At 65.5% G+C, this 13,697-nt stretch carries 11 protein-coding genes; 8 read left to right on the plus strand and 3 right to left on the minus strand.

The features are described from left to right. Positions 1-9 precede the first annotated feature (9 nt). Complete coding sequence (locus ACW17V_RS08365) at positions 10-570, plus strand: sugar transferase (RefSeq protein ID WP_492108761.1); 561 nt, start codon at positions 10-12, stop codon at positions 568-570. A gap of 6 nt (positions 571-576) precedes the next feature. Here the strand turns inward: ACW17V_RS08365 and ACW17V_RS08370 are convergent, their stop codons facing one another. Beyond that, a complete protein-coding gene (locus ACW17V_RS08370; protein WP_492108377.1) occupies positions 577-2,022 on the minus strand; it encodes a mannitol dehydrogenase family protein in 1,446 nt (481 codons plus the stop codon). Next, positions 2,019-3,527: a UxaA family hydrolase gene (locus ACW17V_RS08375; protein ID WP_492108378.1), complete on the minus strand. Its 1,509-nt coding sequence runs from the start codon at positions 3,525-3,527 to the stop codon at positions 2,019-2,021. The genes ACW17V_RS08370 and ACW17V_RS08375 overlap by 4 nt, the downstream gene beginning before the upstream one ends. Positions 3,528-3,708: 181 nt before the next feature. Here ACW17V_RS08375 and ACW17V_RS08380 point away from each other — a divergent pair, with 181 nt between their 5' ends. The 7 genes from ACW17V_RS08380 (at position 3,709) to ACW17V_RS08410 (ending at position 13,251) form a co-directional block, all read left to right on the plus strand. Beyond that, positions 3,709-4,779 (plus strand): LacI family DNA-binding transcriptional regulator, encoded by a 1,071-nt coding sequence (locus tag ACW17V_RS08380; protein WP_492108762.1) that lies wholly within the window; start codon positions 3,709-3,711, stop codon positions 4,777-4,779. Between the two features lie 111 nt (positions 4,780-4,890). Next, a complete protein-coding gene (gene uxaC, locus ACW17V_RS08385) occupies positions 4,891-6,345 on the plus strand; it encodes a glucuronate isomerase (protein WP_492108379.1) in 1,455 nt (484 codons plus the stop codon). 18 nt (positions 6,346-6,363) lie between these two features. Further along, on the plus strand, positions 6,364-7,212 hold the full coding sequence (kduI, locus tag ACW17V_RS08390; protein WP_492108380.1) for a 5-dehydro-4-deoxy-D-glucuronate isomerase: 849 nt from the start codon (positions 6,364-6,366) through the stop codon (positions 7,210-7,212). A 135-nt stretch (positions 7,213-7,347) separates the two neighbouring features. Then, positions 7,348-8,118 carry a 2-dehydro-3-deoxy-D-gluconate 5-dehydrogenase KduD gene (gene kduD / locus ACW17V_RS08395; RefSeq protein WP_492108381.1) on the plus strand — a complete coding sequence of 257 codons (771 nt, stop codon included), beginning with the start codon at positions 7,348-7,350 and terminating at the stop codon, positions 8,116-8,118. A gap of 166 nt (positions 8,119-8,284) precedes the next feature. After that, the gene (gene ppc / locus ACW17V_RS08400; RefSeq protein ID WP_492108382.1) at positions 8,285-11,011 is read left to right on the plus strand and encodes a phosphoenolpyruvate carboxylase; all 2,727 of its coding nucleotides are present in this window, start codon (positions 8,285-8,287) and stop codon (positions 11,009-11,011) included. A 458-nt stretch (positions 11,012-11,469) separates the two neighbouring features. Beyond that, a complete protein-coding gene (locus tag ACW17V_RS08405) occupies positions 11,470-12,144 on the plus strand; it encodes a bifunctional 4-hydroxy-2-oxoglutarate aldolase/2-dehydro-3-deoxy-phosphogluconate aldolase (RefSeq protein ID WP_492108383.1) in 675 nt (224 codons plus the stop codon). Beyond that, positions 12,145-13,251: a PfkB family carbohydrate kinase gene (locus tag ACW17V_RS08410; RefSeq protein ID WP_492060504.1), complete on the plus strand. Its 1,107-nt coding sequence runs from the start codon at positions 12,145-12,147 to the stop codon at positions 13,249-13,251. Here the strand turns inward: ACW17V_RS08410 and ACW17V_RS08415 are convergent. After that, on the minus strand, positions 13,248-13,505 hold the full coding sequence (locus ACW17V_RS08415) for a hypothetical protein (RefSeq protein ID WP_492108384.1): 258 nt from the start codon (positions 13,503-13,505) through the stop codon (positions 13,248-13,250). The genes ACW17V_RS08410 and ACW17V_RS08415 overlap by 4 nt on opposite strands. Between the last annotated feature and the right edge of the window lie 192 nt (positions 13,506-13,697).

The raw sequence follows: 13,697 nt of genomic DNA on the forward strand, positions 1-13,697 counted from the left end.
TCGCTTATGCTGAAGCGCGTCTTCGACGTCGCCGCTGCCGCCTTGGGGCTACTGGTCCTGCTGGCGCCGCTGGCTGCGCTTTGGCTGCTGGTTCGCCTGACATCGCCGGGGCCAGCGCTCTACTGGTCCCAGCGGGTTGGCAAGGACTCGCGGCTTTTCTCGATGCCGAAGTTTCGGACCATGCGTATCGATACGCCCGAGGTCGCGACCCACCTGCTCGATGATCCCGACCACTGGCTGACCCCAATCGGCGCACCTTTGCGGCGGCTCAGTCTGGATGAACTGCCCCAACTGTGGAGCGTGCTGGTTGGCGATATGAGCCTGGTCGGACCAAGGCCGGCCTTGTTCAATCAGGACGACCTGATCGCCGCGCGAGTGGCGGCGGGCGTGGACAAGCTGCGCCCGGGCGTCACCGGTTGGGCTCAGATCAACGGCCGTGACGAGCTCTCCATCCCAGACAAGGTGGCGCTAGACGCGGATTATCTGGCAAGGCGCTCGTTCGGGTTCGATCTTGCAGTCTTGGCCAGAACGGTCGCCCCGGTCGTGACCGGCCGGGGCGTGACGCGCTAGTCCGGACTAGGCTAGATCGGCATAGGCCTTTTCGAGGGCTGCGACGAAGGCAGGGGTCGCAGCGAGGCTCGGCGGGAACACGGTGTCCAGCGCCAGGAACGCCGCAGCGTCGGCCTTGGTGTCGCCCGAACAGGTCGCGGCGATCGCGACGAGCTTGTCGGCCAGCGGATCGACGATCTTTTCTCCGGCCGCCGCGCGCAGGCGCACAAAACGCATCCAGGCGGCCAGTGGGATGGTCAGCCGGTCGAGCGAGCGGCCGGCCTCAAGCGCTTCGGTCAAGGTGCCCAAAATCCGGAATGGCAGCTTCTGCGATCCGTCCCACGCGATCTGCGCCAGCAGGTGCCGGATTTCCGGATTGCGGAACCGCTTGAGGATAGCTTCGGCATAGGCCTGCAAGTCCAGGCCACGCGGAGCCGTCAGCGTCGGGATGATATCCTCGACCATCAGATCGCGCGCGAGATCGGCCAGAACGGGGTCGCTCATAGCTTCAAACACGGTCTCGTGGCCGCGCAGGATGCCAGCATAGGCCAGGGTCGAGTGCACGCCGTTCAGCAGGCGCAGCTTGGCGCGCTCGAAGCCGCGCACATCGTCGGTCAGGGTGACGCCGACACTGGCGAGGTCCGGCGCATCTGGACCCAGAACATCCTCGACAACCCACTGGGTGAAAGCTTCGCGCTGGATCGGCCAGGCGTCGTGCAGTCCCGTGGCAGTTTCAACCCGCGCCCGCAGCGCGTCGTCTGTGGCGGGCGTGATGCTATCGACCATGGTGCGTGGGAAGCGGCCTTCAGCCTTGATCCAAGCAGCGAGCTCGGGATCGACCTTGGCGGCGAAAGCCGTGACAGCCGCCTTCAGCCGCCAGCCGTTGTCTGCGAGGTTGTCGCAGGCGACCACGGCGTATGGAGGCAGACCGACCGAGAAGCGGCGACGCAGCCCTTCGACCAGATAGCCGATCGCGCTGATCGGCTCACGCGGGTGGGCGAGGTCATGGACGATGTCCGGGTGGCTTTCGTCCAGACCGCCCTCGGTCGACAGGCAGTAGCCCTTCTCGGTCACGGTCAGTGTCACCATTCGGGTCATCGGCGCGGCCAGACGCGCGAAAACCGCCGGCGGATCCTCGGGCGCGACAAGCACTTCGACGATCGAGCCGATGATCCTGAAGGTCGTTTCTTCGTCGAGCTGAGCCAGGGTGTAGAGGCCGTCCTGCGGCGCCAGCGCGTCGCGCACGCCGGGGCTCTTCAGTGAGACAGCGCAGATGGCCCAGCGTGGGTCCTTCTCCAGCAACTGATCGAAATAGTAGGCCTGGTGGGCGCGATGGAACGCGCCGGGGCCGAGGTGGACGATGCCGACGGTCATCCGGTCGCGGTCGTAAGCAGGCTGAGCGACACCCGGAAGCGCGGCGGGACTGCTGGTGGCGCGAAGACGGAGGGCGGAAGATACGGGAAGAGCCGTCACAGGGTTACACCACTTTTCCAGATGGCGATTTCACGCTCGCCGTTGAGTTCAGCCTTCGTGGCCTTGCCGGACGCAGTCTCGACGACGAGATCCATCAAGGCGTCAGCTGCGTCGTCCATGGATTGACCAGACAGCACCACACCGGCGTCGAAGTCGATCCAGCCGGGTTTGCGCGCCGCGAGGCCGCTGTTGGAGGCGATCTTCAGCGTTGGCGCGGGAAAGCCCAGCGGCGTGCCGCGACCGGTCGTAAACAGGATCACCGTGGCGCCCGCCGCCGTCAGCGCCGTCGACGAGACCGCGTCGTTGCCAGGGGCCTCCAGAAGGGTCAGTCCATGAGGGCCCACGCGGTCGCCATAGCGGATCACCTCGACCAGGGCCGAGCGACCGCCCTTCTGGACGGCGCCCAGGGATTTCTCCTCCAGGGTTGTGATGCCGCCCGCGATATTGCCGGGCGATGGGTTCTCGTGGATCGGCTGGTTGTTGTCGATGAAGTAGCGCTTGAAGTCGTCGACCACCTGCACGGCGCTGTCGAACACCGCCTGGGTAGAGGCGCGCGCCAGCAGCATCTGCTCGGCGCCGAAAATTTCCGGAATCTCTGTGAGCACTGGTGTGCCGCCGGCGTCCGACACCTTGTCGGCGATACGGCCGACCAGGGGGTTGGCGGTAACGCCCGAAAAGCCATCCGACCCGCCACACTTGAGGCCGACCACGAGGTCGGAGACGGGGCAGAGCTCGCGCGTATCCTTTTCCACGATGGCGATCAGGTCCTCGATCGCGGCCAGGCCATCCTCTAGTTCGTCATCGACCATCTGGGTGGTGAACGAGCGCAGGCGGGCGGCATCAAGGTCGGGCGCGCTGTCGAGCAGGGCCTTCAACTGGTTGTTCTCACACCCCAGCCCCAGGATCAGCACGCCACCAGCGTTCGGGTGGGCGGCCAGAGCGGCGATGAGCTTGCGGGTGTGTGACAGGTCGTCACCCAGTTGCGAGCAGCCAAAGGGGTGCGGAAAGGCGAAGATCCCATCCGTGCGACCGGCGAAGCGAGCGTTGGCCTTTTCAGCAATTCGGCGGGCGGTGTTGGCGACGCAGCCCACGGTGCAAAGCACCCAGATCTCGTTGCGCGTGCCAACCCTGCCATTCAGGCGGCGATAGCCCATGAAGGTGCGATCATTGGGGGGGGCGACCGGTGCGAGCGTTGTGGGCTGCCAGGCGTAACCTTCGACCCCCGAGAGCTTGGTCTCGACATTGTGGACATGGACGTGGTCGCCGATGGCGATGTCCATTGTCGCCCGACCGATCGGCCAGCCATACTTCAGCACATCCTCGCCGACGGCCGCTCCGCCGATGGCGATCTTGTGGCCCTTGGGAACATCTGCGCGGGCCAGAATGGACCGGCCGTGCAGGTGGAGCAACTCGCCCGCCAGGATATCGCGCAGCGCTGTTGCTACGTGATCGCGGGGATCGACGTCGTGAATCGATTCGTCACGAACAGAGCTTGCCTGGGTCATTCATGCCTTCGTATGGCGACCATATCAGCCGCGAAACCACATTCGGCGGAATGGTAACCGGTGTCAGTTTTGTTGCAAACGTCCGTTTCGTCCATTGGTGGCGACGTCTGCGCGTGTAGAGTATGACGAAAGAGAGCGCTCAAAGCTGCATGGAAACGTCGTGAATTCTTCAAAACCGCCTATGCCGTCGCAGGGCGACAACGAACCCGAGAGCGGACTTGAAGGCGGACGCAAGCGCGCCACGATCAATGACATCGCCAGATTGGCCGGGGTTTCCAAGAAGACCGTCTCGCGGGTGATCAACCAGTCGCCATTCGTGCGCGACGAGACCCGCGAGCGGATTGAGGCGGTCATCGCGGAGTGGGGCTATGCGCCCGACCCTCAGGCCCGAGGCCTGGCGTTTCGCCGGTCGTTCCTGATCGGCATGATCTACGACAACCCCAACCCGCAGTATGTCGTGAACATGCAGTTGGGCCTGCTGGATGGTATGCGGGGCTCGGGTTTCGAACTGGTGGTGCATCCCTGCAACCGCGCCAGTCCGACGTTTCTGGCCGACGTCCGCACCTTCGTCGAGCGACAGAAGCTTTACGGCGTTGTGCTGCCGCCTTCGGTTTCGGAAGACGACCGTGTCGCCAAGCTGCTCAACGAAATCGGTTGTTCCTACATCCGGATCGCGTCGGTCCAGCTCGATAAGCCCGAGAACATGATTGTCGGCCACGACCGCATGGGCGGCGCGCAGGCGGCGCGACACATCCTGGATCTCGGCCATCGTCGCATCGCCTTCATCTCCGGTCCTGAGACTTTCCGTTCGTCGCACGAGCGGCGAGGGGGCTTCGAGGGGGCCTTGGCCGAACGCGGCATGAAGCTGGAGCCGAGCGACATCATTCAGGGCGCCTATACCTTCGAGTCCGGCGTGGCTTGCGGCGACGAACTTCTGGCGCGAACGCCTCGTCCTACTGCGATCTTCGCCGGCAATGACGAAATGGCGGCTGGCGTGCTGCAGTCGGCGCGCAAGGCGGGGCTGAATGTTCCCGCGGATCTCACCGTGGTGGGCTTCGACGATTTTCAGATCGCCCAGGCGGTCTGGCCGCCGCTGACGACGATCCGCACACCCACCCGTGAGATCGGGCGAATGGCAGCCGAGAAGCTGATCGACGCGGAGCGGCGTGAGCGCCGCGAAGAGCGAGATCCAGCCCGCACCGAGCCGACCCTGATCGTTCGGGAGTCGTCGGGACCCGCGCCTTCGGTGTAGTCTGACCTGACGACAGGCTGGCTTGCATCCAGCCATGACACCGGTTACCAAGCGCGCGTCAGAAGCGGCTAACCGCAAAGCCGCCGGCTGGAGAGGAAGCAGGAGAAATCCATGGCCAGGCCCCTGATTTTCCACGAAGACCGATTGTTTCCCGCCGATGAGCGGACGCGATCGATTGCCCGTGAGCTTTACGGAACGGTCAAGGCGCTGCCGATCATCAGCCCGCATGGCCACACCGATCCCAGCTGGTTTGCGACCAATGCGCCGTTCCAGGACGCTACCGACCTGCTGCTGGCGCCGGACCACTATCTGTTCCGCATGCTCTACAGCCAGGGGATCTCGCTGGACGCCCTGAAGGTGCGCTCCAAGTCGGGCGTCCCCGAGACCGATCCGCGCGAGGCCTGGCGTCTGCTGGCCCAGAACTTCCACCTGTTTCGCGGCACGCCTTCGTGGATCTGGCTCAACCATGTGTTCAGCCAAGTGTTCGGTTTCGAGATGTTCCTCTCTGGCGAAACCTCGGATCTCTACTTCGACACCATCAACGAGGCCCTCGCGACCGACGCGTTCCGTCCGCGCGCCTTGTTCGACCGCTTCAACATCGAGACCCTGGCCACCACCGAAGGTCCGCACGAGAGCCTCAAGCACCACCACGCCATCCGTGAGAGCGGCTGGGGCGGTCATGTGATCACAGCCTATCGTCCTGACGCGGTGATCGATTTCGAGGACGAGCGTTCGCCGCGCGCCTTCGAGCGCTTCGCCGAGGTCTCGGCTCAGGACGTCCATAGCTGGCAGGGTTATCTGGAAGCCCACCGCATCCGTCGCGGCGCCTTCATCGACGCGGGCGCGACCTCGTCGGACCATGGTCACCCGACCGCCGCGACCGCTGATCTTTCCGCTGTCGAGGCCGAGGCTCTCTTCCTCAGCCTGGTGAAGGGCGACGTGACGCCTGAAAAGGCCGAGCTGTTCCGCGCCCAGATGCTGACGGAAATGGCCCGTATGAGCCTGGACGACGGGCTGGTCATGCAGATCCACCCGGGCTCGCATCGCAACCACAATGTCGGCCTGCTGAACTCGCATGGCCGCGACAAGGGCGCCGACATCCCGGTGCAGACCGAATACGTCAAGGCCCTGAAGCCGCTGCTGAGCAAGTTCGGCAACGACCCGCGCCTGTCGGTGATCCTCTTCACCCTGGACGAGACCAGCTACAGCCGTGAGTTGGCCCCGCTGGCCGGCCACTATCCGGTGCTGAAGCTGGGTCCGTCCTGGTGGTTCCACGACAGCCCGGAAGGCATGATGCGTTTCCGCGAACAGGTCACCGAGACGGCGGGCTTCTACAACACCGTCGGCTTCAACGACGACACCCGCGCCTTCCTGTCGATCCCGGCCCGCCACGATGTGGCCCGCCGCGTCGACTCCTCGTTCCTGGCCCGCATGGTCGCCGAACACCGCATGGACCTCGTTGAGGCCCAGGAGCTGATCGTCGACCTGACCTACAACCTGCCCAAGCGCGCCTACAAACTCGACCAACCCCGGCCGACGCCTTCGTCGTTCCAAGCAGCCCAATAAGATTTCCGGAGCTCCAGAATGTTCAGCAAGACCTATCACGCCACCCATCCGGACATGATGTTCTCGGTCAGCAATGACGATCTGCGCGATCGTTATCTGATGGACGGCCTGTTCGCCGAGGACGGCATCGTCCTGCACTACAACCACGCCGAACGCTTCGTGATCGGCGGCGTCGCCCCGATCTCCAAGGGCGTGAAGCTGCCCGATCAGACCGAGCCGGCCTCGGCCGCCGGTCACCCCTTTCTTGAGCGCCGCGAACTGGGCGCCATCAATGTCGGCGGCGGCAAGGGCAAGGTCACGGTCGACGGCGTCGTCTACGACATCGAGCCGCGTGACGGCATCTACGTGACCATGGGCGCCAAGGATGTGGTGTTCGAAAGCCTCGACGCCGCCAACCCGGCCCGCTTCTATCTGACCAGCCTGCCGGCCCACGCCGCCTTCGAGACCAAGAAGCTGGAATTCGCCAACGCCGTTCCGCTGGAGCGCGGCGCGCTGGAGACCTCCAACGAGCGCACCATCTACCAGTACATCGTGCCGACCACCTGCAAGTCGGCTCAGCTGCTGCTGGGCATGACCGTCCTGAAGCCGGGCAGCGTCTGGAACACCATGCCGCCCCACCTGCACGATCGCCGTTCGGAAGCCTATTTCTACTTCGGTCTGGGCGAGAACGACCGGGTCTTCCACTACATGGGCGAGCCGGACGAGATGCGTCACATCGTGATCGCCAACGAGGAAGCCGTGATGAGCCCGCCGTGGTCGATCCATATGGGTTCGGGCACCTCGAACTACACGTTCATCTGGGCGATGGGCGGCGAGAACCTCGACTATACCGACATGAACGTGCTGGACATCTGCCAGCTGAAGTAGGGGCCTCGGCCCACGCGCTCTCGACCTGTCATCCCGGGCGGAGCGTAGCGTAGACCCGGGACCGTCCAAGGCGCTTGCGCTTGCGGCGGTCCCGGCTTTCGCCGGGATGACAGCATTTTCTGACAGGAACACACCATGGCCAATCCATTCAGCCTCGAAGGCAAGGTCGCGCTCGTCACCGGCGCCAATACCGGCCTGGGTCAGGCCATCGCTGTCGCTCTGGCCGAGGCCGGCGCTGATATCGCCGCCGCGGGCCGCAGCGAGCCCAGCGAGACCAAAGCCGCCGTCGAGGCGACCGGCCGCAAGTTCCTGTCGATCAAGGCCGACTTCGGCTCGATCGAGCCGGTCCAGCGCGTGATCGACGAGACCGTCGCCGCGTTCGGTAAGGTCGACATCCTGGTCAACAACGCCGGCATCATCCGCCGCGCGGACTCGATCGACTTCTCCGAGGCTGACTGGGACGCGGTGATGGACACCAACCTGAAGGTTGTCTTCTTCCTGACCCAGGCGTTTGCCAGGCAGGCACTGAAGCAAGGCCCCGTCGACGGCGTCGCCGGCAAGGTGATCAACATCGCCAGCCTGCTGTCGTTCCAGGGCGGCATCCGGGTGCCGTCGTACACCGCCAGCAAGAGCGGCCTGGCCGGCCTGACCAAGATCCTCGCCAATGAGTGGGCGACCAAGGGCATCAACGTCAACGCCATCGCGCCGGGCTATTTCGACACCAACAACACCGAGGCCCTGCGCAACGACGCCGACCGCAACGCCTCGATCCTGGCGCGCATCCCGGCCGCTCGCTGGGGCAAGCCGAGCGACCTGGGCGGCGCGGCCGTGTTCCTGGCGTCGCCGGCGGCGGACTACGTCCAAGGGATTACTCTGCCCGTGGATGGCGGCTGGCTGGCCCGCTAGCGGCATAAAATCACGCAAATATTTGATGGTAGCGCAACCATCATGCCGTCCGGGTTTTCCCGGACGGCGAAGCGCGCTAAGGGCGCCGCAACGTCAGCGCCCGATAGGGTAGGGCGTTAGGTTCTTCCTTCTGTAGAGGCGCTTCTGGCGTCAGCGGAGCTCGCTCATGCGTAACCCGGCCCTGTCGCTCGGCGGTGATCGTCCCACCAGCCGTCACGTCCGCCAGAACGCCAACCTGCTGAGCGACCTGCTGTCCGAGGCCATCGCCTATCTGGAGGGCGAAGAGGCCGCCGCCCTGGTGACCAAGGCCCGCAAGGCCGCCGTCCGCGAGGACGAGAGCGGCGAAGCGCCGGTTCTGGATCACCTGTTCGCCGACCTTTCCAATGACCAGGCCGTGTTTCTGGCCCGGGCCTTTGCCAGCCACTCGCTGCTGGCCAATATCGGCGAGGACGTCGCCGGTCGTCGCCGCCATGCCGAGGCCGCCGCCCAGCCGGGCGATGAGCGTCCCCGCACCCTGGTCGACGCCGTCAACGTCCTGAAGGCCGGCGGCAAGACCGACGCCGACATCGCCAGGATCTTCGCGGCCATGAACGTGGTGCCGGTGCTGACCGCCCACCCGACCGAGGTGCGCCGACGCTCGATGGTGGATCGCGAGACCGAGATCTCGCGACTGATGGCCCTGCGCCGCCACCATCTGCCGGCCGATCTGGAAAGCGATATCCGCGAGCGGCTGTTCCGCGAGATCGCCCTGATGTGGCGCACGCGTCTCTATCGCCCCGAGCGGATCACCGTGAAGGACGAGATCCGCAACGCCCTGTCGATCGTCCGCACCTCGATCCTGCCGGCGATCATCGACCTGTATGGCGACTGGACCGCCCAGATCGCCCACAACGCCGAGCTGGCCCCGCTGCTGAAGATGGGCTCGTGGCTGGGCGGCGACCGCGACGGCCACCCGGGCGTCAATGGCGAGACCCTGAAGCTGGCCCTGAGCTCGCAGTCGCGGGTGATCCTGGACTGGTATGCCGGCGAGGTCCGCAAGCTGTGGTCCAACCTGGCGATCTCGACGGCCTATACGCCGGTCTCCGACGAGTTGATGGCCCTGGCCGGCCAGGCCCGGGACCCGTCGGTGCACCGCATCGACGAGCCCTATCGCCTGGTGCTGGAATTGATCTTCGATCGCCTTTCGGCGGTGTCCCAGAAGCTGACCAACCAGTGGGTCGCCTTCGCCAACGGGCGGACGGATGTCGAGCCCTACGCTCATCCCGACGCCTTTGTCGCCGATCTGTCGGTGGTCATCGACAGCCTGGAGCGCAATGGCGGCGAACGCCTGGTCGGTACGGCCCTGCGGACCCTGGTCGAGGTGGCCAAGGCCTGCGGCTTCCACCTGATGAGCCTGGACCTGCGCCAGAACGCCGATGTTCACGAGCGCACCCTGCACGAGCTGTTCCAGCGGGCCGGCGCCGGCATCCGCTATCTGGACCTGCCCGAGGAGGACCGCTGCAGGGTCCTGATCGAGGAGCTGTCGCATCAGCGACCGCTGGTCTCGCCGTTCACCGCCTATGGCGAGGAGACGACGCGTGAGCTGGCCACCATGGAGGCCGCCGCCCAGGCGGTGCGCGACTATGGCCACGGGTGCCTTGGCGCCTATGTGATCTCCAAGTCGGCGACCCTGTCCGACATCCTTGAGCCGCTGGTCCTGCTCAAGCAGATGGGTCTGGTCTGGGGCGGCGCGGCGCCGCGATCGTCGGTCAAGATCAGCCCGCTGTTCGAGACCATCGAGGATCTGGAGCAGGGCCCTCGCGTCCTGCGCCAGTGGCTGGAACTGCCGATCAGCCGCACCATCCTGGGCGACAAGCCGGTGCAGGAAATCATGCTCGGCTATTCCGACAGCAACAAGGACGGCGGCTATGTCGCCTCGCGGCGCGGCGTGGCGCGGGGCGCGTCGGCCCTGGCGTTCGAGGCCGATCGTATGGGCGTCGGCCTGCAGCTGTTCCACGGCCGGGGCGGCAGTGTCGGACGGGGCGGGGGGCCCGCCGCCGAGGCGGTGATGGCCCAGCCGGCCGGCACCGTGCAGGGGCGCATCCGCATGACCGAGCAGGGCGAGATGATCGCCCGCCGGTTCGGCGACCAGCCCACCGCCCGCCGCAATCTGGACGGCCTGGCCGCCGCCGTTCTGATGGCCAGCGACCGGCCGGTCGTGCGTCCCGATCCCAAGGTCGAGGCGGCCATGACCGCCCTGGCCCAGGCCTCGTTCGAGGGCTATCGGGCCCTGGTCTATGACGATCCGGCCTTCGAGGACTTCTTCTGGTCGGCCACGCCGATCGGCGAGATCGTCGGCCTCAATATCGGTTCGCGCCCCGCCAGCCGCACCGCCAGCCGCAAGATCGAGGACCTGCGGGCCATCCCCTGGGTGTTCAGCTGGTCGCAGTCGCGGTTCATGCTGCCCGGCTGGTACGGCTTCGCTTCGGGCGTCGAGCGGGCGGGGCTGTCGGTCGGCCAGCTGCAGGATCTGGCCGGCGGCTTCGACTTCTTCGCCTCGCTGCTGTCGAACATGGAGCTGGCCCTGGCCCAGAGCCATATGGACATCGCCGCCCGCTATGTGGCGCTGTCGTCCGACCCGGCCAATGCGACCCGGATCTTCGAGACCATCAAGGCCGAGCATGAGGCGGCCCGGCGTCTGGCCCTGACCATCCGGGGTGGAACCAGCCTGCTGGACAATCAGCCGGAGCTGGCCGAGTCCGTCGCCCTGGCCGGCCTTTCGGTCGATCCGCTCAACCACCTGCAGCTGGAACTGCTGTCGCGGCGGCGGGGTGGGGACCAGGACGAGGCGGTTCGGCTGGCGATTCAGCTGACCGTGGCCGGGATCGCCGCGGGCCTGCGCAACACCGGTTAATCACCGAGCGCTGAATTCTTCACGATTTCAAGGATCTAGGGAGTTTTCGCAAGCGCTTCAGGACGCTTGCCTAAACCACGGGTTTCTGATTATCTGCGCAATGACACCGGTGGCGCCACGAGCCAGTCTCGAAATGACACCGGTATCATTACGGTTCGGAACGACCTCGTCGGCCCGTCTCGTTGCGGCTCTTTTGAGCTCGCTCCTGCGCAAACTTCGGGGCGTCGAGTCTGACTCGACGCCCTCACTTTTACGAGGGCGGGTGACGAAGGGGACATTGGGGAAGGAAACAAGGCGGCGCGAACGCGCCTTTGTTTGACGCAGCGGCAGCCACGCAGTGGCGTCCGCGAGCGACGCGGTCTAAACGATCGCCCTGAGCCAATACCGGCGAAATCTTCCACGTGACGGCCCCGCATGGCGGGGCTGGCGCAAGAACGATCCTTTTGGAGGACTATGTGATGGTGAAAGATCGTATGGCGGTTCTGACCGCTATGATGGACCAGGGTGTGATCCCGGTTTTCTATCACCCCGACGCCGAGGTCTGTAAGAAGGTGATCCAGGCCTGCGCCGACGGCGGCGCGCCCTGCATCGAATTCACCAACCGCGGCGACTTCGCCAGCCACGTTTTCTACGAAGTCACCAAGCACTTCGCCACGGCCGACGAGCGCGTGATCATGGGCGTGGGCTCGATCGTCGATGCGCCGACCGCCGGCATCTACATCGCCAACGGCGCCAAGTTCGTGGTCGGCCCGATCCTGAACGCCGACGTCGCCAAGGTCTGCAACCGCCGCAAGATCCCGTATTCGCCGGGCTGCGGTTCGGCCTCGGAAATCTCGTATGCCGAGGAACTGGGCTGCGAGATCGTCAAGGTGTTCCCCGGCTCGTCGGTCGGCGGCCCGGACTTCGTCAAGGCGGTGCTGGGCCCGATGCCCTGGACCCGCATCATGCCGACGGGCGGCGTCGATCCCGACGAAGCCTCGGTCAAGAAGTGGTTCGGCGCGGGCATCGTCGCCGCAGGCATGGGCTCCAAGCTGATCACCCAGGAAATGCTCGACGCGGGCGATTACGCCGGCATCACCAAGAAGGTCCGCGAGACGGTGGATCTGATCAAGAAGGTTCGTGGGAAGGCCTAAATGACTGACAACATCCTCAACATCCGCCCGGCTTCGGAAACGAAGTGGGATTGTGCGTCCTTCGGTGAAGTGATGCTGCGCTTCGACCCCGGTTTCGGCCGGGTTCGCAACGCCCGCCAGTTCAACGTCTGGGAAGGCGGCGGCGAATACAACGTCGCCCGCGCTTTCAAGAAGTGCTGGGGCAAGCGCTCGACCGCTGTCACCGCCCTGCCGGTGAACGATCTGGGCTGGCTGGTTGAGGACCTGATGATGCAGGGCGGTGTCGACACCTCCCACATCATCTGGCGCGACTTTGACGGCCTGGGCCGCAACACCCGCGTGGGTCTGAACTTCACCGAGAAGGGCTTCGGCGTTCGCCCGGCCCTGGGCTGCAGCGACCGGGGTCACTCGGCCGCCTCGCAGATCCGTCCCGGCGAAGTGAACTGGGAAAAGCTGTTCGGCGAGGAAGGCGTGCGCTGGTTCCACACTGGCGGCATCTTCGCGGCCCTGGCCAGCAACACCGCCGAAGCCGTGATCGAAGCGGTCGAGGTGGCCCGCAAGTACGGCACCGTGATCTCCTACGACCTGAACTACCGCGCCAGCCTGTGGAAGTCGCAGGGCGGCAAGGAAGGGGCCCAGAAGGTCAATCGCCACATCGCCCAGTACGTCGACGTGATGATCGGCAACGAAGAAGACTTCACCGCCTGCCTGGGCTTTGAAGTCGAAGGCCTGGACGAGCACATCAGCTCGATTGATCCGGCCAACTTCAAGAAGATGATCGAGACCGCTGTGAAGCAGTTCCCGAACTTCAAGGTCGCCGCCACCACCCTGCGCAACGCCAAGACCGCCTCGGTCAACGACTGGTCGGCGATCCTGTACGCCGGCGGCGAGTTCTACGCGTCGATGATGCGCGAGAACCTCGAGATCTATGACCGCGTCGGCGGCGGCGACGGCTTCGCCTCCGGTCTCGCGTTCGGCTTCATGGAAGGCAAGGGCCCCCAGGCCGCCGTCGAGTACGGCGCGGCTCACGGCGCCCTGGCCATGACCACCCCGGGCGACACCTCGATGGTGCGCCAGGCCGAGGTCGAGGCCGTGATGAAGGGCAAGGGCGCGCGGGTCATCCGCTAGTCCAGGCGCCGCATCCGCGGCGGTCTCGGCTCTTCTGCCGGGATGACAAGATCGTTGAAGCCCTCGGTCGAAAGATCGGGGGCTTTTTCGTGAGCGGCGGCCAGGGCTCGCTGGCGTGCAGCCGCTTCCGCGATGTGGCGCTTTGTGATCGCGAAGCTCAGGCGTTTCACCCGCGCCCTGAGAGCCTTTGAGGCCCAGTGCTCTTCTGGCGCGAGACGAGGGTGCATCAGGGCGCGGGTTTTGCTGCGCGGCATGGTGGAGGTTCCTTTCGGTCAGACGAGATCCTCCCCTCTCGGGGGAGGTGGCCCGGAGGGCCGGAGGGGGCTAGCTGGGTCGATGCCGAGAAGGCCCCCTCAGTCGGCCTCGCCGACAGCTTCCCCAGAGGGGGAGCATCTTGATCAGGCACGGCTTCTCGGCCTCGCGCTTTCGCTGCGAAGATCGGGGAG

Source organism: Caulobacter sp. FV2ye17ST, from assembly GCF_058680955.1.

Coding starts and splice junctions, on each gene's coding strand:
- ACW17V_RS08375 (WP_492108378.1), bottom strand. CDS start 3,527: ATGACCCAGGCAAGCTCTGTTCGTGACGAATCGATTCACGACGTCGAT.
- ACW17V_RS08380 (WP_492108762.1), top strand. CDS start 3,709: ATGCCGTCGCAGGGCGACAACGAACCCGAGAGCGGACTTGAAGGCGGA.
- uxaC (WP_492108379.1), top strand. CDS start 4,891: ATGGCCAGGCCCCTGATTTTCCACGAAGACCGATTGTTTCCCGCCGAT.
- kduI (WP_492108380.1), top strand. CDS start 6,364: ATGTTCAGCAAGACCTATCACGCCACCCATCCGGACATGATGTTCTCG.
- kduD (WP_492108381.1), top strand. CDS start 7,348: ATGGCCAATCCATTCAGCCTCGAAGGCAAGGTCGCGCTCGTCACCGGC.
- ppc (WP_492108382.1), top strand. CDS start 8,285: ATGCGTAACCCGGCCCTGTCGCTCGGCGGTGATCGTCCCACCAGCCGT.
- ACW17V_RS08405 (WP_492108383.1), top strand. CDS start 11,470: ATGGTGAAAGATCGTATGGCGGTTCTGACCGCTATGATGGACCAGGGT.
- ACW17V_RS08410 (WP_492060504.1), top strand. CDS start 12,145: ATGACTGACAACATCCTCAACATCCGCCCGGCTTCGGAAACGAAGTGG.
- ACW17V_RS08415 (WP_492108384.1), bottom strand. CDS start 13,505: ATGCCGCGCAGCAAAACCCGCGCCCTGATGCACCCTCGTCTCGCGCCA.